This window comes from Klebsiella sp. GN_Kp190 (assembly GCF_040061795.1).
Classification (GTDB): Bacteria; Pseudomonadota; Gammaproteobacteria; order Enterobacterales; family Enterobacteriaceae; genus Klebsiella; species Klebsiella michiganensis.
Genome location: NZ_JBEAFN010000027.1, coordinates 246,546 through 267,292, shown reverse-complemented (window position 1 = coordinate 267,292; position 20,747 = coordinate 246,546). Strand labels below are relative to the sequence as shown.

The 20,747-nt window shown below is 56.6% G+C and carries 17 protein-coding genes; 9 read left to right on the top strand and 8 right to left on the bottom strand.

Going from position 1 to position 20,747, the window contains the following annotated elements; genetic code table 11:
• Positions 1-22 precede the first annotated feature (22 nt).
• Both ABLU67_RS16165 and ABLU67_RS16160 read right to left on the bottom strand, forming a co-directional pair.
• On the bottom strand, positions 23-3,085 hold the full coding sequence (locus tag ABLU67_RS16165) for an efflux RND transporter permease subunit (protein WP_049083413.1): 3,063 nt from the start codon (positions 3,083-3,085) through the stop codon (positions 23-25).
• Positions 3,085-4,170, bottom strand: a complete 1,086-nt coding sequence (locus ABLU67_RS16160) for an efflux RND transporter periplasmic adaptor subunit (RefSeq protein WP_348852375.1) — start codon at positions 4,168-4,170, stop codon at positions 3,085-3,087. The genes ABLU67_RS16165 and ABLU67_RS16160 overlap by 1 nt, the downstream gene beginning before the upstream one ends.
• Before the next feature lie 533 nt (positions 4,171-4,703).
• On the opposite strand from ABLU67_RS16160, the gene ABLU67_RS16155 reads away from it, so the two are divergent.
• The 3 genes from ABLU67_RS16155 to ABLU67_RS16145 all read left to right on the top strand — a co-directional run bounded on the left by ABLU67_RS16155 (position 4,704) and on the right by ABLU67_RS16145 (position 8,991).
• A complete protein-coding gene (locus tag ABLU67_RS16155) occupies positions 4,704-5,135 on the top strand; it encodes a universal stress protein (protein WP_014229901.1) in 432 nt (143 codons plus the stop codon).
• Positions 5,136-5,185: 50 nt separating this feature from the next.
• Entirely contained in the window at positions 5,186-7,873 is a 2,688-nt protein-coding gene (locus ABLU67_RS16150; RefSeq protein WP_254539948.1) for a cation-transporting P-type ATPase, read from the top strand.
• 188 nt (positions 7,874-8,061) lie between these two features.
• Positions 8,062-8,991, top strand: coding sequence for an alpha/beta hydrolase-fold protein (locus ABLU67_RS16145; protein WP_014838862.1), 930 nt, complete (start codon positions 8,062-8,064; stop codon positions 8,989-8,991).
• 73 nt (positions 8,992-9,064) lie between these two features.
• Here ABLU67_RS16145 and ABLU67_RS16140 read toward each other — a convergent pair whose 3' ends face one another.
• Positions 9,065-9,472, bottom strand: coding sequence for a cupin domain-containing protein (locus ABLU67_RS16140; RefSeq protein ID WP_185220006.1), 408 nt, complete (start codon positions 9,470-9,472; stop codon positions 9,065-9,067).
• A 127-nt stretch (positions 9,473-9,599) separates the two neighbouring features.
• Here ABLU67_RS16140 and ABLU67_RS16135 point away from each other — a divergent pair, with 127 nt between their 5' ends.
• Complete coding sequence (locus ABLU67_RS16135; protein WP_014229897.1) at positions 9,600-10,502, top strand: LysR family transcriptional regulator; 903 nt, start codon at positions 9,600-9,602, stop codon at positions 10,500-10,502.
• Positions 10,503-10,561: 59 nt separating this feature from the next.
• Here the strand turns inward: ABLU67_RS16135 and ABLU67_RS16130 are convergent, their stop codons facing one another.
• Positions 10,562-11,482: a LysR family transcriptional regulator gene (locus ABLU67_RS16130; RefSeq protein WP_182243024.1), complete on the bottom strand. Its 921-nt coding sequence runs from the start codon at positions 11,480-11,482 to the stop codon at positions 10,562-10,564.
• 141 nt (positions 11,483-11,623) lie between these two features.
• Between ABLU67_RS16130 and ABLU67_RS16125 the strand changes: the two genes are divergently transcribed.
• From ABLU67_RS16125 to ABLU67_RS16105, 5 genes are all read left to right on the top strand, one after another.
• Positions 11,624-12,019: a RidA family protein gene (locus tag ABLU67_RS16125; protein ID WP_025106083.1), complete on the top strand. Its 396-nt coding sequence runs from the start codon at positions 11,624-11,626 to the stop codon at positions 12,017-12,019.
• Between the two features lie 42 nt (positions 12,020-12,061).
• Positions 12,062-13,021: a zinc-binding alcohol dehydrogenase family protein gene (locus ABLU67_RS16120; RefSeq protein ID WP_102803816.1), complete on the top strand. Its 960-nt coding sequence runs from the start codon at positions 12,062-12,064 to the stop codon at positions 13,019-13,021.
• Positions 13,022-13,425: 404 nt separating this feature from the next.
• The gene (locus ABLU67_RS16115) at positions 13,426-14,322 is read left to right on the top strand and encodes an ABC transporter substrate-binding protein (protein ID WP_025106085.1); all 897 of its coding nucleotides are present in this window, start codon (positions 13,426-13,428) and stop codon (positions 14,320-14,322) included.
• Positions 14,319-15,257, top strand: a complete 939-nt coding sequence (locus tag ABLU67_RS16110; RefSeq protein WP_025106086.1) for an amino acid ABC transporter permease — start codon at positions 14,319-14,321, stop codon at positions 15,255-15,257. Before ABLU67_RS16115 ends, ABLU67_RS16110 begins: the two co-directional genes overlap by 4 nt.
• On the top strand, positions 15,250-16,011 hold the full coding sequence (locus tag ABLU67_RS16105; protein WP_048260955.1) for an amino acid ABC transporter ATP-binding protein: 762 nt from the start codon (positions 15,250-15,252) through the stop codon (positions 16,009-16,011). The genes ABLU67_RS16110 and ABLU67_RS16105 overlap by 8 nt, the downstream gene beginning before the upstream one ends.
• 2 nt (positions 16,012-16,013) lie before the next feature.
• Here ABLU67_RS16105 and ABLU67_RS16100 read toward each other — a convergent pair whose 3' ends face one another.
• The 4 genes from ABLU67_RS16100 to purB form a co-directional block, all read right to left on the bottom strand.
• Positions 16,014-17,348 (bottom strand): MmgE/PrpD family protein, encoded by a 1,335-nt coding sequence (locus ABLU67_RS16100; protein ID WP_265800191.1) that lies wholly within the window; start codon positions 17,346-17,348, stop codon positions 16,014-16,016.
• A 238-nt stretch (positions 17,349-17,586) separates the two neighbouring features.
• On the bottom strand, positions 17,587-18,771 hold the full coding sequence (locus ABLU67_RS16095) for an amidohydrolase (RefSeq protein ID WP_064375751.1): 1,185 nt from the start codon (positions 18,769-18,771) through the stop codon (positions 17,587-17,589).
• The gene (locus tag ABLU67_RS16090; protein ID WP_064358829.1) at positions 18,772-19,308 is read right to left on the bottom strand and encodes a GNAT family N-acetyltransferase; all 537 of its coding nucleotides are present in this window, start codon (positions 19,306-19,308) and stop codon (positions 18,772-18,774) included.
• Positions 19,305-20,687: an adenylosuccinate lyase gene (gene purB / locus ABLU67_RS16085; RefSeq protein WP_348852374.1), complete on the bottom strand. Its 1,383-nt coding sequence runs from the start codon at positions 20,685-20,687 to the stop codon at positions 19,305-19,307. Before purB ends, ABLU67_RS16090 begins: the two co-directional genes overlap by 4 nt.
• Positions 20,688-20,747 lie beyond the last annotated feature (60 nt).

The following is a 20,747-nucleotide window of genomic DNA, read 5'->3' as shown; positions in this document are numbered from 1 at the left end:
ATAATATTTAATCCGGTACTGTTCATGGTTGTCGCTTCATATTCTGATTGTGGAAACAGGCGTAGATTACCGGCAGAACCAGCAGCGTCAGAATAGTAGCAAAACCCAGACCAAACATGATAACGACCGCCATGCTCTGGAAGAAAACGTCGAGTAATAAAGGCGCCAGGCCGAGCACGGTGGTGAACGCCGTCAGCAGGATAGGGCGCAGACGCGAAGTGGCGGCATCAATAATCGCCTCCTGCTGCGCTTTTTCCTGTTTCTGCTGTTCAATCTCTTCTACCAGCACGATGCCGTTACGGATCAGCATTCCGCTCAGGCTCAGCAGACCGATTAACGCCATAAACCCAAAAGGGATCCCGGTGATTAAAAAGCCCGGCGTTACGCCAATCAGCGCCAGCGGCACGGTCAGCCAGATGGCGATCGCATTTTTCAGCGAACTGAACATCAGGACGGTGATGACAAACATCACCAGGTAACCCAGCGGCAGGGTAGTAAACAGCCCCTGCTGCGCCTCGCTGGAGTTCTCCGCATCGCCACCCCACTCAATGCTGTAACCGTGCGGCAGAGCGAGCGCATCAATCTGCGGCTTCACGCGGGACAGGATATCCCCCGACGTCTGGTGGCTGAGCGGGTCGGGATCGGTCTGTACCGTCAGCACCCGGCTGCGATCGCGGCGCAGAATCAGCGGATCTTCCCATTCTAGGTGAAAGCCGCTGACCACGTTACTGAGCGGAATATACTGCTGGCGGCTCTGGCTCCAGACCAGCACGTTATTCAGGTGATTCGCGTCCTGGCGCTCGGCGGCTGGCGGGCGGACGATCGTCGGCAGCAGGTCGGCCCCCTCACGGTACAATCCAACGCGGCTGCCGGAGAAGTTCATCTCCAGGGCGTTATCAATATCCTGTTTATCAACGCCTAACTCGCGCCCAAGCGCGGGGGAGTACTGCGGACGAATAACTTTGCTACGGTTTTGCCAGTCGTTGCGAACGCCGTCGGTGGCCGGGTCCGCGGAGAGGATATCGCCAACCTGGCTGGCGAGCAGGCGCAGACGGTCGGGGTCCGGACCTTTAATCCGCACCTCGATGGCGCTGTCGCCGGAGGGACCGAACATCACGCGCTTCGTGCTGGCGTTTACCTGCGGGTAGTTGCGCGCAATATAGCGATCCACATGCTGCGTCAGGGCGGCAATGCTGCGCTGGTCGTCCATGCGCACCATGATCTGCGCATAGTTGCTGTACTGCCGTTGCCCGCTGTAGGTGAGGATAAACCGCATGCTGCCCTGACCTACGGTGGCCACGGTGGTGACCACGCCCGGCTGGCCGTTAATGGTGGTCTCAATATCGCTGGTCATCTTTTCGGTGGTCGCGATATCGGTACCGTAGGGTAGCCAGAGATCGACAAAGAAAATGGGCGTGTTTGACGAGGGGAAAAAGTTTTGCCGCACCGAGCCGAATCCCCAGATAGCGGCGGCCAGCAGCGCCGCCATGACGGTCAGCGTAATGGTTTTGCGCAGCAGAAGAGCACGCAGAGCCTGCTGGTACAGACGGTAAAAGCGCCCGCCGTACGGGTTGGCGTCGGCCCGCGCTACCGGCTGTGATTGATTTTTAAACAGCCACCATTTAATCAGCACCGGGGTAATGGTCAGCGCCGAGAACCAGCTCAGCATGAGCGAAATCAGCAGCACCTGGAACAGCGATTTACAGTATTCCCCGGTTGAGTCCTGCGACAGGCCAATCGGCGCAAAGGCGAGAATGGCAATCACCGTGGCCCCCAGCAGCGGCAGCGCCGAACGGCGGATCACGTAGTTAATCGCCATGAGCAGCGTTGACCCCTGCTGGCGGGCGATCAGCACGCCTTCGACGATGACGATAGCGTTATCGACCAGCATGCTCAGGGCGATAATCAACGCCCCCAGCGAGATACGCTGCAGCTCGATACCCCACAGGTACATGATCAGCAGCGTACCGAGCACGTTGAGCGCCAGCGACAGGGCGATAATAATGCCGCTGCGTACGCCCATAAAGATCAGCAGCACGCCAACCACAATCGCCAGCGCCATCAGGAAGTTGGTGATAAAGCCGTTGACCGAATGGGCGACTTCCGCCGCCTGATCGTAGAACAGGTCAATGTTGATTCCGGCCGGTTTTTCCGCCGACATCTGCTCCAGCTTGCTTTCCAGCGCGCGGCCAACGTCAATCACGTTAACCCCGGGTATAAACGACACCCCCATAGTGACCGCCTGTCGGCCGTTGGCGTGGTAAATGCTGGAAGGCGATTCGCTCAGCCCGCGCGAGAGGGTGGCAATATCGCGCAGCCGCGTCGCCGTTGCCGAGCCGTGCGGGCTGATTAACAGGTCGCCAAGCTCGTCGAGGTTGGCAAACTCGCCCGTGGGATGCAGGCGAATCGATTCGCTGCCGGATTTAATCTCACCGGCGTTAGACACCACGTTCAACCTGCTCAGTATCGCCGCCAGCTGGTTGAGCGTGATTCCGCGGGCGGCCATTTTCGCCAGCGAGATATCGATGTTGATCTGCTGGGGGATCGCCCCGCCGATGGCGACTTTGCCGACGCCGGGGACCAGCACCAGTTCACGACGCAGCTGCTCGGCATAGCGAACCAGCTCAGGGTTGGTAAAGCTCTCGCCGGAGAGGGCAAAGAAGAAGCCAAAGACATCGCCAAAATCGTCGTTCACAAACGGAGCGGCGACGCCGGGAGGGAACTGGCGGGCGGCGTCGCCCACCCGGCGGCGCAGTTCATCCCAGATTTGCGGCAGCTCGCGGGAGTGGTAGCGCGAGGCGATATTGACGGTAATTTGCGACAGACCGTTGGAGGAAATTGAGCTGACGTTGTCGAGATACGGCAGCTGCTGCAGCGCGTTTTCCAGCGGCAGGGTGACTTCTTCTTCCACCTGCTGCGCCGACGCGCCGGGATAGTGGGTGACCACCACCGCGGTTTTGATGGTAAACGCCGGATCTTCCAGGCGGCCAATATTCAGCAGAGCGAAGATCCCGCCGATGCCCAGCAGCAAAATGGTCAGCCAGACGCGGACCGGGTTGTTAATAAACTGGCGGGAAATATCCATTACAAACCTCGTTCACGCGTCCAGATACGAACCGGCTGTTGCGCATGTAATTCGCTGACGCCTGCCGCCACGACGCGCTCGCCGACGCTGAGCCCTTCGGTAATCACCACGCCCTGAGAGGTCACCGGGCCCACGCCGACTTTTCTCTCTTCCAGCTTGAGCTGGTCGCCGCTTCCCTGTACCACCCAGACGTGGGGTTCATTGCGCGGGCGATTATCCGGGTTAAACACCGCTTCAACCGGCACCACCACCGCGTTTTGTCCGGCGCTGGCGGGCAGGTTCGCCAGGTTGATTGTCACCGTTCCGCTAACGCCGCCCACCGCGGGGAAGTCGGCCGGCCTCGGCATAGTCAGTATGATTTGCCAGGTGAGCGTGCTGCTGTCGCTGCTGCCGGTGTGTTCTTTGTAGTCGGCGGTAAACTGGCGATCCGGCATGGCGTTAATTTTGACGACAGGACGATACTGCGCGTTGCGAATATCCAGCGCGGTAAAGAGGTTTTCCGGAACGCTAAACACCACGTCGAGCAGATCGTTTCGCGTCAGGGTCACAATGGGCTGTCCGGCGGCGACAACCTGGTGGTTACGTACCGGCACGTTGGCGGCAACGCCGCTGAACGGGGCGGTCAACGTCATTTGCGACAGCTCTTCGCGGGCGATTTTCAGCGCGGCGTTAGCGGCGTCGCGGTTGGCCCGCTGGATATCCATTTCCGCCTTTGAAATCGCCTGACGCCCGGCCAGCGTCTGGAAGCGATCGAACTGCCGCTGGGCGAGGGTAGCGGCGGTCTGCCGTTCATTCACGCGCTGCTGCGCTTCCCGGGCGCTGAGGCGGGCAAGGGTCTGCCCCTGAGTAATAGCGGCTCCCTGACGGACATCAAGAGATTCAATCTGGCCGCCGCGTTTAAAAGACAAATCGGTGGAGTCCCCGGACTCAATGCGGGCGGGAAATACGCGCTGCTGCGCATCACCGATAGCCACCACCTCGGCGACTTTGACCATCCGCGGTAACGGCGTAATTTCAGGCGCTTTCCGATCGCAAGCCGTTGTTATTAAAATAACAAGCGGAATGAGAGAAAAATAACGGTTCACTGTATTCCCCTCGAAGTAAAAGGCTATGTTTTACATATTATTCACAATCGCTGGTTTTATTCAGCGAGGGCCGAGACAACGAAATAGGTAATTAAACCGGTAGCCGTACAGGCGATTATTGCCAGGGCAATAAACAGGCTCAGGCGAAACAGACTGTAACCGAACATCGTTCCTCCTTTAGCGCTAACGCTTAGCTAAGTAAATTCTTATCGTAATAATTATTGTGGGGTGACAGAAAGCGAACAAGCCACTGATAATGAGGATAGTCGTAGTAAAACGGAAATGTTAAAAAGAGCAAAAATTACGGCGATGGCGACGATTTTACCGGGTTTGTAGTCGAATTGTCTGGCTGCGCCTGACTCTGTGATATTTTTCAATATATTAATTGGCGACTTAATAATGTTTATCGTGGTGTGCTACGTTTAATTATACCTACACGTCTTGCAGATTTTGTTCTTGAGAACTTTTCCTCAGCGCCATTGCCCGGGCTGTTTTCACCACCTTTTTTTATAGGTAATAAAAGGATTGTCTCTATGTATAAAAATATCCTCGTGCCGGTTGATGTTTTTGAAATCGGTCTGGCGGACAAGGCCTTGTCCCACGCCCAATTCCTTGCGCAAAGCTCTTCGGGACAGATTCATCTGGTACACATCATTCCCTCTTTTTCTCCGGTGCTGACGCGCGGTTTTATTTCCGATGCACGAAAAATGGAGGACTATCTAATTAATACTGCTAAGGAAAAGCTGGCAGAGCTGATCAAGAAACTCGCGCTGACGGAAAAGGATATTCAGATTCACATTCGCAGCGGCAACATTCGCGATGAGGTGACCAAACTGGCCGATGAACTGAAAGCGGATGTGGTGATCATCGGTTCGCGCAACCCGAATATTCAGACGCATCTGCTGGGGTCGGAGGCGGCAGGAATCGTTCGCTATGCCCATGTTCCGGTTTTTGTGGTGCGTTAAGGGCGGCCTGAGGCTGTCCTGATTTCCGTTACAGGAGTGAGGAGATAACTATGAATAAAGAAAAACCGGGCGGCCCGTTCTATCAGCTCTCCGTAGAAGAAACCCTGACCAGCACCAACAGCACCCCGGAGGGTATCAGCGGTGCCGAGGCGGCGACGCGTTTGCAGCAGTATGGCGAAAATGCGCTGCCGCAAAAAGCGGGAAAGCCGGCGTGGCTGCGCTTTCTGGCGCATTTTAACGATGTGCTGATCTATGTGCTGCTGGCGGCGGCGCTGCTGACGGCGGTCATGGGGCACTGGGTGGATACCCTGGTGATCCTCGGCGTGGCGGTGATTAACGCCCTGATCGGCCATATCCAGGAGAGCAATGCGGAAAAATCGCTTCAGAGCATTCGCAACATGCTTTCCAGCGAGGCGGTGGTTATTCGTCAGGGCAACCATGAAACGATCCCGACAACCGCTCTGGTCCCCGGCGATATCGTCGTCATCCGCGCAGGCGATCGCATTCCCGCCGACCTGCGGGTGATCGAAGCGCATAACCTGCGGGTGGAAGAGGCGATTCTGACCGGCGAATCGACGGTGGTAGAGAAAAGCACCGAGGCGCTCAGCGGCGAACTGCCGCTAGGCGATCGTACCAATCTGTTGTTTTCCGGCACCACGGTGAGTTCGGGCGGCGGAAAAGGCCTGGTGGTCGCCACCGGCGGCGATACCGAGCTGGGCCATATTAACCAGATGATGTCGGATATCGAAAAACACCGTACGCCGCTGCTGGTGCAAATGGATAAGCTCGGCAAAGCCATTTTTATCATCATTCTGGTAATGATGGCCGCGCTGTTTGTCTTCAGCCTGCTGTTCCGCGATATGCCGGTTTCTGAGCTGATGCTGTCGTTGATTAGCCTCGCGGTGGCGTCGGTGCCGGAGGGTTTACCGGCGATTATCTCGATAATCCTCTCGCTCGGCGTGCAAACCATGGCCCGTCAGAAGGCGATTATCCGCAAGCTGCCCACAGTGGAAACCCTTGGGGCGATGACGGTGATCTGCTCGGATAAAACCGGAACGCTGACCATGAACGAGATGACGGTGAAGGCCGTTATTACCGCTGATAACGTTTATCGCGTAGAGGGCGACAGCTACGAACCGGTAGGGAATATTCATCCGATCGATGAGCCCGATCCGATAACCGTTGTCCCCGGCACGCTGCTGGAACGCTATCTGCGCACCATCGATCTGTGTAACGACAGTCAGCTTATCAAAGACGAAAGCGGGCTGTGGAAAATTACCGGCGGCCCGACCGAAGGGGCGCTGAAGGTGCTGGCGGCGAAAGTCCCGCTCCCGACGGTCAACACCGAGCTGCGCAGCAAAATCCCCTTTGATTCACAGTATAAATATATGTCGACGCTGTACCGCATCGGCGATGAAGAGATGATTTTGATTACCGGCGCGCCCGATGTCCTGTTCCGTCTGTGTCAGCATCAGCAAACCGACCATGGCCTGGCGCCGCTCGATCAGCCTTACTGGGAAGCGAAAATCGAAGAGTACGCGCGGGAAGGGCTGCGGATGGTGGCGGCGGCGTGGAAACCGGCAGCCGACGGGCAAACGGAGCTTAGCCATGAGGATTTGCAGCAGGGCGTCATTCTGTTGGGGGTTGCCGGGATGATGGATCCGCCGCGACCGGAGGCGATTACGGCGATCGGCGACTGCCTGCAGGCCGGGATCCGCGTGAAGATGATCACCGGCGACCACCCGCAAACCGCGATGAGCATCGGCAAGATGCTGGGGATCGGCAATGCGGAAAACGCCATCACCGGCAGAGAACTGGAGGTGATGGACGATACCCAGCTCAGCGAAGCGGCGCAGAAATTCGATATTTTCGCGCGTACCAGCCCGGAAGATAAATTCCGCCTGGTGCAGGCGCTGCAAAGCAGGAAAGAGGTGGTCGGGATGACCGGCGACGGCGTGAACGACGCCCCGGCGCTGAAGCAGGCCGATGTCGGTATCGCGATGGGGATTAAGGGCACCGAAGTGACCAAAGAGGCCGCGGATATGGTGCTGACCGACGATAATTTCGCCACCATCGCCAGCGCCGTCAGGGAAGGGCGTCGGGTATACGACAACCTGAAGAAAACCATTCTCTTCATTATGCCGACCAACCTGGCGCAGGGGCTGTTGATCATTATCGCGCTGCTGGCGGGGAATTTAATTCCGCTGACGCCGGTGCTGATCCTGTGGATGAACATGGCGACCTCCGCCACGCTGTCGTTCGGCCTGGCGTTCGAAGCGGGCGAGAAGAACATCATGCGGCGTCCGCCGCGCGATCCCAAACTGCACGTAATGGACGGCTTTGCTATCTGGCGGGTGATTTTTGTCGGTTCGATGATTGCCGTCAGCGCCTTTGTGCTTGAAGCCTGGCTACAGCCGCGCGGCTATTCGCCTGAGTTTATCCGCACGGTGCTGCTGCAGACGCTGGTTACCGCCCAGTGGTTCTATATGCTCAACTGCCGGGTGGCGGACGGCTTCTCGCTGAGTAAAGGGCTGCTGGCGAACCGGGGGATCTGGATTGTCAGCGGGGTGCTGCTGGTGCTGCAGCTGCTGATTATCTACGCGCCGTTTATGCAGATGCTGTTTGGTACCGAAGCGCTGCCGTTCCGCTACTGGGTTATCACCTTTATTATCGGTTTTGTGATGTTCCTGATTGTGGAAGTCGAGAAGCCGCTGACCCGGAGATGGCGTACGGCCTGATATTGAGCAGAACGCGGCATTCCCGGTAGCCCGGCTAAGCGCAGAGCGAGCCGGGCTACCCGTGATGTGATGATGGGTTCCCCGGGCAGGCGCAACGCGCCGTTCCCGGGATAACCTCGTTGCTTGCAATTGAGATTGATATTAGCAATCATTATCACTACCAAGGGTGTGCTGGAAACAATCAACCGATGTCGCTTCGCAAGTTTTGTTTTGCTTCTCCGCCGAAAGGGCGGATTTTTATCGCCGCGCTGGTCTCCACGCTTTATGGCATTAACGCTTACGCCAGGCCGGATATGCGCCCGCTGGGGCCGAATATCGCCGACCGCGGCTCCGCGTATTATCACTTCAACGTTGCTTATTTCGATTCCCTTGATGGCGAACGGCATTATAAGGTCTGGACGGCGATACCGAACGCGGCGCCGCCCGCGCAGGGGTATCCGATTCTGTACGCCCTGGACGGCAACGCGGTGATGGACCGGTTGTCCGACTCGCTGCTTGAGACGTTTACGCAAAAAACGCCGCCCGTTATTGTGGCCATCGGCTATCAAACGAATTTGCCCTTCGATCAGCCCGCCCGCGCTTATGACTACCGGCCGAAAGTAGAGGAGAATCCTGCCGACGCCGGATGGGACCGACGGAAGAGCGGCGGCAGCGAGGCATTTCGCCAGCTATTAGAAAATACAATCGTGGAAAAAGTTGAGCGCGGGATCGCTATCAACCCTCAGCAGCGGGCTATCTGGGGGCACTCCTATGGCGGATTATTCATCATTGACGCCTGGCTGGCGTCATCCCGCTTCCAAATCTATTTTTCTGCCAGTCCTTCTCTGGGACGGGGCAACGCCTCGCTGTTAGCAAAAATGGCCGCGGCGAAGGCGGATGCGTTTAACCGGAAGTCCCTGTACCTGATGGAGGGGGCGGTTGCGACCCAGCGGGCCTCTTTCGCAGGGGCAGAAGAGATCCGGAGCAACGTTCTGCAGACGGTTTCCCTGCTCAAGAAAAATGGCGTGGCGGTCAACTGGTGGCCCTATCCCGGGCTATCTCACGGGGAGATGTTTAGCGCCTCGCTGCAAAGCGCGCTGCTGGCGATGAGCGGTTTTCCCCGGGGCTCGGGCAATTAGTCGAAGATGCATTTTCGCATACCGCCGAATGAGAGCAGGGCGCATTAACTGGCGAGCCCTGCTGTTTCGATGTTTAAGGCAGTTGACGATAGGCGTCGTCGGCGACCGGCTCCAGCCATTCGTTAGACGCACCTTCGGCAGGGACGGCAACGGCGATATGGGCAAACCAGCTATCGGCGGCCGCGCCGTGCCAGTGCTTGACGCCGGCGGGAATATTCACGACGTCCCCAGCGGTAAGCTCGCGCGCCGGTTGATTCCACTCCTGATACCAGCCGCGACCGCCGGTCACCAGTAAAATTTGCCCGCCTTTATGATGGATATGCCAGTGGTTACGGCAGCCGGGCTCGAAGACCACGTTACCGATATTGACCCCTTCCGTGGAGAGCATATTCAGGTAGCTGGTACCCTGAAAATACTGCGCATAGGCCTCGTTTTTCTCCCCCCTGGGGAAGATACCGTTACCGTCAAATTGTTGGTTCATGATGTCTCCACATTTCAGTTTCGGGCTTTTAAGCGGCCCCTTACGACTCGTTGAACAAAGTGTAGAGAAGGTTTGATTAAATGATAAGATGCGCAAATATGAATACACTGGTGCACAAAATTCACCAATGATGAGCAAAGAAAAACTCAACGACCTGCAGGCTTTTGCCACGGTGGCTCACGAGCGCAGCTTTACCCGGGCGGCCGCGATTCTGGGTGTTTCCCGGTCAGCGCTGAGCCATACGCTGCTGGCTCTGGAAGCGCGTCTCGGGGTAAGGCTGTTAATCCGCACCACGCGCAGCGTTTCGCCAACCGATGCCGGGAACCGTCTGCTGGCCGTTCTGGCGCCGCGGCTGAATGAAATCGAAGCTGAACTGGCTTCTCTGCGCGCTTCACGAGATAAACCCGCCGGAACGGTACGCATTACCGCCAACGATCATGCCATCGTCACCGTGCTGTGGCCCCGTCTGCGGCCTTTATTAACGCAATACCCGGATATTCATATTGAGTTCAGCGTCGGGTACGAGCTGACCGACATTGCCGCCCAGCGTTTTGATGCCGGCGTACGGATGGGCGATCAGGTGGATAAGGACATGATTGCGGTGCGCATCACGCCCGATGTGCAGATGGCGGTGGTTGCCGCCCCCGCTTATCTTGCCGGCAGGGCGGCAGTAAGACGTCCTGAGGATCTGATGGCGCATAACTGCGTTAATTTGCGTTTGCCCACCCATGGCGCGCTTTACGCCTGGGAGTTTGAAAAGGGAAGTCAAAAGACCAGCGTTCGCGTTGATGGGCAAACCGTTTTTAACAATACCTTTCTGATGATTCAGGCCGCGCTGGACGGAGCAGGGATTGCCTATGTTCCTCACGACTTAGCGGCGAAATATATCGCCACGGGGGAACTGGTACCGCTACTTGCCGACTGGTGCCCTCATTTCCCGGGATACTATCTTTACTACCCGGGCCGACAGCATCTTCCGGCGGCGTTTACGCTGGTGGTCGACGCGCTGCGCTGGCACCGCAGGGGGTGATCCCGGCTGCGCGATGGCTGCCGGGTTTCTTAAACAGGGATCCTCTGACCGGGATGGCGTTACTTATTATTGGAATTGGGAACATGCTGCTGCATCAATTCAACGATCCAATCAATAAAAACACGCAGTTTGGCGTTGACATGGCGGTTTGGCGGAAACGCCAGGTACAATGGCATTGGACTGATACGCCATTGTTCAAATAATGGAATTAAAGCGCCACTGGCCCTATGTTTTGCCGCCATATAGGTTGGCAGCGCAATCACACCTAAGCCAGCGAGCCCCGCTTCGAGGTAAGCGTTGCCATCATCCACGGCAAGTACATAGCGGCCTGTGATTTCAATATGTTCACTCCCACTGCGCAGGACCAGAGGATCAATCTTACCGGTGCGCGAGGACAAGAATCCCACTATGCGATGGTCGGTGTTTTCCAGCTCTCGCGGGTGCGCAGGGGCGCCAAGGCGTTCCGCATAGCCAGGGGCGGCGTAGACGCCGATTTGCAAATCGCCGACATGGCGCGCGATCAGGGACTGGTCGTTGATGTCGCCACCGCGCAGGACGCAATCCACGTTGTCGCCGATCAGGTCCACCACCCGGTCGCTGACGCCCATGTCGAACTGGATGTCAGGGTAGCGCGCGTGGAAAGCCGGTAGCGCCGGTACCAGGACGAGGCGGGCCAGCGGACTGGGCACATCCACCCGTAGCCGTCCCCTGGGGGTCATCGCCGCACTGGACAGGCTGTTTTCAGCATCCTCCATGTCCGCCAGCAGGCGGATGACGCGCTCGTAGTAGACCGCGCCATCGGCAGTCACGCCGAGCCTGCGGGTGGTGCGATGGAGCAACTTGACGCGCAGGCGCGCTTCCAGCTGCTGAATGAGCTGCGTCACCGTGGTTTTACTCATATGAAGCGTTTGGGCAGCCTTTGTGAAGCTCCCTGCTTCCACCACGCGAGCAAAGGCGCGCATCGCATCGAAACGATCCATTCCTTACCCCCCCTTTTCACCGATTGTTTGGATTTTACAAACAATGATGGACAAAGTCGCTTGTTTATCCGCCCGATCCCGCACCTGTAAAGTGCCTTTACGTTCACCGGGCTGATTTTGCCCCATTGCAGAGGTACAAACATGACAGCACGCGAAGCCGTTTTTCCCCTCGGTCGGCAGGCGCTCTATGAGCGCAATCGCTATTCACCGGCCATCAAATCCAATGGTTTCTTGTTCGTTTCCGGGCAGGTTGGTAGCCGCGAGGATGGTTCGCCTGAGCCCGATCTAAAAGCGCAGGTCAGGCTGGCATTCAATAATCTCAATGCTGTTCTCGCGGCTGCGGGCTGCACGTTCGGTGACGTGGTTGACGTGACCCTCTTTGTCGTCGATCCCGAGTCAAATCTCGACGCTATCTGGAGTATCCTGCCAGAATATTGGGGGGAAGCGCCTTACCCTACGTTGACCGGGATCGGCGTGACGTGGCTTTACGGATTCCAGTTTGAGATTAAGGTGATTGCCAGGCTGCCCTGCGCGTGACGGGGCTTTCCGCCAGTCAAAAGATAAGACAGAGGAAAATTTATGAAAGCAGCGGTCTATGACGTGGAAGGCGCTCCCGGCGTCCTGAAATATGTCGATGTCCCGGAGCCGGTCACAGGGCCCGACGACATTCTGATTTCTGTCGAGGCTATCTCAATTGAGGGTGGCGATTTGATCAACCGCCGTTCAACGCCGCCGCCGCTTCCTTCATGGATCGTTGGCTACGCGGCCGCGGGCACAGTTGTTGCCGTCGGATCGAAAGTCCGAAGCCGTACGGTTGGGGACAGAGTCGCTGCTTTTCACATGCAGGGATCGCATGCGGAACGTTGGGCTGTGCCCGCGGAACGCACCTGGCTTATACCCGATGGGGTGGGAATGGCAGAAGCGGCGGCATTGCCGATTTCATTTGGAACCGCGCATCATTGCCTTTTCACGCGAGGCATGCTCCGGCAGGGAGAAACCGTTCTTATTCAGGCCGCAGCGGGTGGCGTGGGGCTCGCGGCCGTTCAGCTTGCCTCACAAGCAGGCGCAACGGTCATCGCCGTGGTAAGCGGAACGCAGCGACGAGGTCGGTTGCGTGAACTTGGTGCCGATCATGTTGTGGATCGTACAAAGGATAACATCGTGGACAGTGTCCGACAGTACACCCATGGTACCGGTGTTGACCTCGTCATCGATCCGGTGGGGACGACGTTGCCTGTTTCGCTTTCTGCACTCGCTCCGGAAGGACGTCTGGTCTTCGTCGGTAATGCCGGCGGCAACAGTCTGACTGTCGACTTATGGCCGGCAATGCAGTCTAACCAGACGCTCATGGGGGTATTCATGGGACCTCTTTTTGCAAGGCATGGAGTTCGAACAAGCGTGGACGACATGCTGCAGGCTGTAGCAGCAGGGCGCGTCACGGTTGTCATTGACCGCATCTTCCCCCTGGCTAACGCTGCCGCGGCCCACGAATTTGCTGAGACAGCGAAACCGCTTGGCCGGATCGTGATGAAGCCATGACGCGCGTTTGACCAGGATGAGTGCGTGGCGGCAGGATGCTATTAGCAGCGTTTTTCGGATGGTACTAACTTTCTGATTTTGAGGCGTTAAATCCGGTCAGGGTTCATACGATAATTGGCGCGTATCAGTCTGCCAACCCTTTGGGCCAGTGTGGGCGGCAAGCCCACGGTGTGGACATTGAATTTGAATTAAAAGAGCCCTTAAGTCTGCCCCTGACTTTCCCACTTTTTCGAAATCTTTATCTCTTTTTCTCATTTGTCAATAAAAGGTATATGCCCGCAAAATCAGGTCTAAGGCAGGGCGGGTGTTGCTCTATAAATGATAAAACCCCTCTGATGGCCTTGCCTCTTTTACCGCACCTCTTTTGTGGTTTTCACAGCTTTTAACCAGGAAAAGGCTTCTTTATGACGTTATCTAAATTACTGCTCCCTTTGCTGATTGCCGGAAATCTCTCTTCTGCATGGGCTGCGGAGCAGGTTGTTCCGTCTTCGACCACCTTTCATGTCACCGCTGATGATGCGCTGAAAAGTAAGCTTCCGGCGGACATCGCCAAACGCGGATATATTGTTGCAGGTACTAATCCGAATACTCCGCCAACCACTTTTTTCCAGGAAGACAATAAAACGCTCGCCGGGCGTGAGATTGATGTGATGAATGCCGTGGCGGCAAGGCTCGGTGTGGAAGTGCGCTGGCAGGATACCGGCGGTTTCGACAACATCATTCCGGGGCTGAAATCCGGTCGCTATGACGTCGCGCTATCCAATATCAATGCCACCAAAAAACGTCTCGAGCAGGTCGATTTCGTCAGTTATTACGATGCGTCGCGCCTGGGGGTGATCTCGCGTAAAGACGCAAACATTGCGCCATTTACCTCTTTTGACGCCGTGTGCGGGCAGGAAGTGGGCGCAGGAGCGGGTACTACGCAGATCGGGCGCCTTGAAGCGGCCAGCAAAATTTGTACTGATGCCGGTAAACCCCCGATCAAGATTGCCGTATTCCCGGATCGCCCTTCAGGCGTACAGGCCGTGGTCAGCGGTCGGGTACCGATGTTCTTCGGCCCGTATGAAGGTCTGACGTATCAGGTTAGTCAGGTCAAACCGCTGACGCTGACCGGCACCATTCATGTGGATGATGCGCCTGTATCTGTGGCGTTCCCTAAACAGTCGGGGCTGGAAGAGGCGGTGCAGGCATCCCTGAACTCGCTGATCAAAGACGGCACTTACCAGCAGATCCTCGATAAATGGTCCATCGGTTTTGGCGCAGTCAAAGAGTCAAAACGTAATGAAGAGATTTTCGGATGAGCAGTGAAACACACGATCAGCAGGCGGAAGAACTACGGATCGTCGGTAAAAAATATATCGGGCGCTGGATAAGCGCCCTGATCGTATTGCTGATATTGCTGGCTATGGGGAACTCCATGCTCAGCAATCCGCGTTTTGAATGGTCGGTAATCGCCGAAAACTTTACCGGTCCGTCAATCATTCAGGGCGTACTGATGACGTTGCAGTTGACCGCAATTTCCGTGGTTTTTGGTTTTGCAGGCGGCACGGTTCTTGCGCTGATGCGCCTGTCATCCAATCCGGTGCTGGTCGCTGTCAGCTGGGGTTATACCTGGTTTTTCCGGGGGGTGCCGATGCTGGTCCAGTTGTTTCTCTGGTACAACATTGCCGCGCTTTACCCGAATATTTCGATTTCTCTGCCGTGGGCAGGTGAAATCTGGAGCGCTTCCGCGAACTCACTGATTAGCCCGTTCAGCGCCGCCGTGATTGCATTAGTCATGCATCAGTCTGCCTATGCCGCAGAGATTATCCGCGCCGGTATTCAGAGCGTCGGCACCGGGCAAGTCGAGGCGGCACGCGCCCTGGGTTACCGCCCGTCACAGATATTCCGCCACACCATTTTGCCGCAGGCGATGCGGGCTATTCTGCCTCCTGCGGGGAATGAAGTGATCGGTCAGCTGAAAACCACCGCGGTCGTTTCGGTGATTTCATTACAGGATGTGCTGTTCTCGGCGCAGATTATTTATCAGCGCACCTATGAAGTGATCCCGCTGCTGCTGGTCGCCACATTATGGTACCTGTTGCTGACGTCGTTGCTGTCGGTGATTCAGTATTACGTCGAACGACATTTCAGCCGCAGCAGCCACAGGAAGGTAAAACGTAAAGTCACGAAAACCGGCGCAGCCCGCACGGTCAGCACCGTCAGTCTCAGCGCAGGAGAAACCAGCCATGGGTGAGGCCATTGAATTTCGCAAAGTCACCAAGCGTTTCTCCGGTAATACCATACTGGATGAAATCAGCCTCGATATTCCGGCCGGTTCGGTCACGGTGATCCTCGGGCCTTCTGGTTCAGGGAAATCCACCTTGCTGCGCTGTATCAATCATCTTGAAAAACTCGATGGCGGCACAATCCGTATCGGAGGTGAACTGGTCGGTTATCAGCAGAAAGGTTCCGCGCTGTATGAACTGAGCAGCCGCAAAATTGCCGCACAGCGCAGCCGTACCGGCATGGTGTTTCAGCAATTTAACCTGTTTCCGCACCGTACGGTTTTGCAAAATATTATCGATGCACCGCTGCGGGTGAAGAAGCAAAACCGTCAGCAGGTAGTCAGTAAAGCCCGCGCGTTGCTCCGGCAGGTCGGCTTAGACAACCGCGAAGATGACTGGCCTCAGCAGCTTTCCGGTGGCCAGCAACAACGCGTGGCAATTGCCCGTGCGCTGGCGATGGACCCGGAAGTGATGTTATTCGATGAACCGACCTCCGCGCTGGATCCCGAACTGGTGGGCGAAGTGTTGCAGGTGATCAAAAAGCTGGCGCATTCAGGGATAACGATGGTGATCGTCACCCACGAAATCGGCTTTGCACGTGAAGTGGCGGATAATGTCATTTTTATGGAGGGCGGAAAAATTGTGGCGTCAGGGCCGACGAAAAGCGTGCTGGATGAAACGGAGAACGTCCGTGTCCGCCATTTTCTGTCGACTGTTTTATAACGTTATTCCTTAACCCGTTTCCCAAACAATATCTCTGCAAGCCGTGGCAGACTGTCGCGGCTTTCCAGCCTGCTCAGTGCCACGATTTCTGTCCGCTGTGCGTCAGTGAAATCCGGCAAACAGGTGCGCAGTTTCGCCGGCAAATCAAACGGGATCGCCAGACTTTGCTGACGGGTGAAACGCCGTTGCAGCAGGGTGCCGTCGCGCAGGAATACCGTCACCTGATGAAAACGCGCAGCGGGGTTCAGCTCGTCCGGCGGTGCGGAGAAATCCGGGCAACGCGAGACACGCTCTGCCAGTGCGGCAATGTCGGCTTCCACCGCTTGCGGGGTGAAATCCTCTAAGCGTAAGTCTCCGCGCAGCAGACAGGCTGCAATCACGTATTCCAGGCTGAACCGCGCTTCAACGCCGGTTGCCGGTTTTCGTACCGACGCCGCAATATCACCGCCCGGCGGGAAAGACACCTCTATCCGTTCGATGGCGCCGATCAGTGCATCTGTGCCTTGACCGGTTTGCAGCCAGTCATAACGAATAGTCCGCGCGGCATCGGCAGCGCTGTGCGTGCCACCGCAGGTCGGATAGGGTTTGAATTCCAGACCGGGCGAGACAATCCGCCACGGCGCGCCCCAGTCTGAAATGAGTTTTTCCGGCTGTTGCTGACCGGCGCAGTAAGCCGATAAAAAGCTGTCAAGCACGTTGTCTGCCTGGCCGTGAAAGCCTGCCAGCGTCAGCTGTGTGGCAATGACGGCGGTCTGAGCCGCCAGCCCGGCGTGCAGCGGTTTGACGTCACTACCGAACTGCGCACGTAACCCTGCGGACTGCGTCGCCGCTAAACCCAGAATCAACGCCGTTTGCCGTTCAGTGGCATCCACCAGCCGCGCACAGGCAGCGGAGGCCGCAATCGTGCCGAGCGTGGCGGTATTGTGAAAACCGAGTTTGTAATGCTGAGAACCGGCGGCCAGCCCGAGGCGTCCGGCCATTTCCACGCCGGTCACGTACGCATCGAGAAACTGCCCGCCGCTGATGTCTGGCCGTTGTGAGGCCAGCGCCAACAGCGCGGGCAAAATCACCACGCCGGGATGGCCGCGAAAGTCGGGATGGAAATCATCAAAATCCAGCGCGTGACCGGCATATCCGAGCAGTAACGCGTGGGTGGCCCGATCGCCAGCGCGGTAAACCTGATGCAAACTGTTCAGCCCTGCATCGGGTAAATCGCCGCGTAAAACCGGCAGGGTAACCGCCAGAAAATCCAGTAACCCTTCGCGGGCTGCCTCATGAGCGGCTGGAGTAGGGGATGAACTGACGATAAGTTTCGCCAGCGACTGCGTTAATGTCATAGGTGTATTTCCCGCTTCAGGCCCGAATGACCGGAGATAATAAATCAACGAAATGTTCACGCTCGCAAAGAGCATGCAATTGCGCCAGAAGGGCGTCTGAAACTAAACACATCGGGATCACCAAACGCGGCCGTATCCAGCGCCAGAAAGAAATGCCCGATATTGGGCATTCCCCACCCGGTAAAAATGATCATGGCTTGCTGACGAAGTCATTGCGCCGAAAAATGTCTCTGCTTATTCAATCTTTTTTTTCTTTGCTGAGAATTTCCGCACTCAGCGTTTGCAGTGCCTGTACCGCCAGTTGCGACAGGTAATGTGCAGTCGGAAACAGGGCGCGATCGTCAACGCGAAATTGCGGATGATGCAGCGCGTAAGGACCACCGGAGCCGATCATGATGAACGCGCCGGGTAATTTTTGCTGATAGAACGCGAAGTCTTCGCCAATCGGGCTGGCTTCAACGCGACGGGCTTCGAAGCCGGAGCCTTCGCCTCGCGCCAGCGCGAAATCCACCCACTTAGCCGTATTGACCACTGACGGCGGGCCTGGCTGCCAGTCCAGGCTGATGTCGGTATCAAATGCCGCAGCGATGCCTGCGAGAACCTGCCGGAAACGGCGCTCGATCAGTTCTCGTGTATCCTGATTAAAGGTGCGGACAGTGCCTTCCAGCCAGGCGGAATCCGGGATTACGTTCCAGGTACTGCCACTGTGAACCTGAGTGATGGATATCACCGCGTTGTGTGCGGACGGCACGTTGCGGGCGATCAGGGTTTGCAGTGCGGAAATCACCTGTCCGGCGATAATAATCGGGTCGTTGCCTTCGTGCGGACGTGCCGCGTGGCTGCCGGTACCGGAAATGGCGATCGCAAAGCGATCCACGCCCGCTGTTAATGCGCCGTCTTTGCTGCCGATAACGCCGACCGGCAAAGAGGGATCGTTATGAATGCCGAAAATGACGGCGGCGTTATCGAGCGCGCCGGTATCAATCAGCGCCGGGGCTCCGTGACCGGTTTCTTCCGCCGCCTGAAACAGTATGCGCACCGTGCCGGAAAGCGACTCTTCCTGCGCTTTCAGCAAAATCGCCGCGCCGAGCGCCGCCGAGGTGTGGAAATCGTGGCCGCAGGCGTGCATCACACCGGGATTTTGCGAGGTGTAATCCACGCCGGATTGTTCTTCAATTGGCAGAGCATCGATATCAGAACGTAGCACCACCAGTTCACCGGGATTGATGCCGCCAATTTCTGCTACCAGACCGGTTTTGAGCGGCAAATCCAACACGCGGATTTGATACTTCTCCAGTGCCTCCCGGATGCTGGCGGTGGTGTTAACTTCTTCGTTGGACAGTTCCGGATAGCGGTGCATGTGGTGGCGGAAATCCTGAATGAACGCCGCCACAGGCTGATGGTCTTGCGTGATATCTGACATTTAAACTCCTGTAGGTGGCTGACGTTCCAGCCAGCGGGTGTGGCTTTTTTCATCGAGAATTTTTTTCAGGTACAGCGTGATATGCCCTTTGCCGAGGTCTCTTTCGAAGACCGGTTGAAAACCCAGTTTCAGGTACATGTCGCGCAGCCACGGATGGCTGGTGGCGGTGCCGAGGGAGTATGCCGGGGCTTTCAGTTCGCGGATCAGAATGTTGTCTTCCAGCCAGCCCAGCAGCTTTTTGCCGAGGCTCTGACCGGTGTAGTCCGGATGCGTGCCGAACCAGCCAATATGCGGCAGGCCCATCGGCCCCGGTATTGCGCCCCACGGGAAACGCAAGGTGACAGAAGCGACCATTCGCTGGTCATCAAACAGCGCAAACACCGCATGATCGTCGAGATGTTGCGTCACGCGTGCCAGATCGGCGGTGGCAGCATCAAACTGAATCCCGAGCGCTTTAATCGGCGCGTAGGCGGCCAGCATCAGCGCCAGATAATCGTGTTTATCATCCAGCGTCAGACGCCTGAAATGGTGCGTCATAACCCGTGCTCCTCAGGAGAACTCAGATGACCGGACTGCACGGCAAAACGGATGACGTCATCGACTTTTTGCGCGGCGCAGCCGGTGTAATGAGCCGGATCTAACCAGTAGTCAAGATCCTGTTCAGTAATACTGGCTGCCAGCACCGGATGCGCAAGCAGAACAGTTTTAAATGATTGCCGTTTTTCAAACGCCTGCATGGCACAGTCATACACCAGATGATGTGCAGTTTGTTTGCCGAGTTTTTTACCGACCTCAAACATCACTTTTTCGGACAGCAGCAGGCCGTCCTGCATCTGTAAATTCGCCAGCATACGGGCTTTATTGACCGTCAGGCCGGAGAGAATCGCTTGGGCATTTTGCAGCTGGGCAGAGAGATAAATCGAGATTTCCGGCAGTGTGATCCACTCGGCGCGCCAGCTCATCGCATCACGTTCATGCTCCACGTGCATTGACTGATAAATCAGAGATGCGCTGTGCAACAACGGTTGGGTCAGGCTGGCGAGACCTTCGAGGGCTGCAGGATTGCGTTTGTGCGGCATGGTGGTGGAGCCGATTTTTCCACTGCTGAATGGTTCTTCGATTTCATTAATTTCGGTGCGCATCAGGTTGTAAAGTTCGTTGCCAATTTTGCCCAGCGTGCCGCTGATCAGCACCGCCACCGAGGCGTATTCAGAAAAGCGGTCACGCGCGGCCTGCCAGCCGATATTCGGCGTATTAAGGTTCAGGCGCGCCAGTGTGCGGCGTTCAACTTCCGGACCCGCTTCGCCCAGTGCGGCGTAGGTACTGATCGCTCCGCTGATATTGCCGGTCAGCAGGCGCGGCGTGATGGTGTCCAGGCGGTCGAGATGGCGGATAAATTCATCCAGCCAGACGGCGACTTTAAAACCAAATGTGGTCGGCAGCGCCTGCATGCCGTGGGTGCGGCCAGCCATCAGCGTGTACTGATGCTCGCACGCCAGAGATTTCAGCACATTCGCCACGGCGGTACTGTCACGGACGATCGCTTTCAGGGTTTGTGCCAGCTGTAAAACGGTGGCGGTATCGACGATATCCTGCGTGGTCGCGCCGTAATGAATGTATTCCCCTGCGTCACCACATTGCTGTTGTAGTGCGCTGAGCACCGGCATCAGGGAATGCTTCATCTGCGAGCCAGAAGCGGCGATATCCTCAATATTCAGCTTGCCGGCATCGGCCAGCTCCGCAATGGTCAGCGCGGCCTGTTGCGGGATTACACCCAGTTCACCTTCGGCTAATGCCAGCGCAACTTCGACATTTATTTGCTGTGTCAGGCGATTTTGCTCTGACCAGATTTCCCGCATTTCTGGTGTGCCAAAATTGTTACCAAGTAAAAGAAAATCTATCGGATGTGAGGACATAATACTCTCTTCTTATATAAGGGTTAATTAACGTTGTTTTTAAGGCCGTAATTAAAAACA

Bases quoted from the DNA above. Each gene is read 5' to 3' on its own strand.
- ABLU67_RS16165 (WP_049083413.1), bottom strand. From the start codon at position 3,085: ATGGATATTTCCCGCCAGTTTATTAACAACCCGGTCCGCGTCTGGCTG.
- ABLU67_RS16155 (WP_014229901.1), top strand. From the start codon at position 4,704: ATGTATAAAAATATCCTCGTGCCGGTTGATGTTTTTGAAATCGGTCTG.
- ABLU67_RS16150 (WP_254539948.1), top strand. From the start codon at position 5,186: ATGAATAAAGAAAAACCGGGCGGCCCGTTCTATCAGCTCTCCGTAGAA.
- ABLU67_RS16145 (WP_014838862.1), top strand. From the start codon at position 8,062: ATGTCGCTTCGCAAGTTTTGTTTTGCTTCTCCGCCGAAAGGGCGGATT.
- ABLU67_RS16140 (WP_185220006.1), bottom strand. From the start codon at position 9,472: ATGAACCAACAATTTGACGGTAACGGTATCTTCCCCAGGGGGGAGAAA.
- ABLU67_RS16135 (WP_014229897.1), top strand. From the start codon at position 9,600: ATGATGAGCAAAGAAAAACTCAACGACCTGCAGGCTTTTGCCACGGTG.
- ABLU67_RS16130 (WP_182243024.1), bottom strand. From the start codon at position 11,482: ATGGATCGTTTCGATGCGATGCGCGCCTTTGCTCGCGTGGTGGAAGCA.
- ABLU67_RS16125 (WP_025106083.1), top strand. From the start codon at position 11,624: ATGACAGCACGCGAAGCCGTTTTTCCCCTCGGTCGGCAGGCGCTCTAT.
- ABLU67_RS16120 (WP_102803816.1), top strand. From the start codon at position 12,062: ATGAAAGCAGCGGTCTATGACGTGGAAGGCGCTCCCGGCGTCCTGAAA.
- ABLU67_RS16115 (WP_025106085.1), top strand. From the start codon at position 13,426: ATGACGTTATCTAAATTACTGCTCCCTTTGCTGATTGCCGGAAATCTC.
- ABLU67_RS16110 (WP_025106086.1), top strand. From the start codon at position 14,319: ATGAGCAGTGAAACACACGATCAGCAGGCGGAAGAACTACGGATCGTC.
- ABLU67_RS16105 (WP_048260955.1), top strand. From the start codon at position 15,250: ATGGGTGAGGCCATTGAATTTCGCAAAGTCACCAAGCGTTTCTCCGGT.
- ABLU67_RS16100 (WP_265800191.1), bottom strand. From the start codon at position 17,348: ATGACATTAACGCAGTCGCTGGCGAAACTTATCGTCAGTTCATCCCCT.
- ABLU67_RS16095 (WP_064375751.1), bottom strand. From the start codon at position 18,771: ATGTCAGATATCACGCAAGACCATCAGCCTGTGGCGGCGTTCATTCAG.
- ABLU67_RS16090 (WP_064358829.1), bottom strand. From the start codon at position 19,308: ATGACGCACCATTTCAGGCGTCTGACGCTGGATGATAAACACGATTAT.
- purB (WP_348852374.1), bottom strand. From the start codon at position 20,687: ATGTCCTCACATCCGATAGATTTTCTTTTACTTGGTAACAATTTTGGC.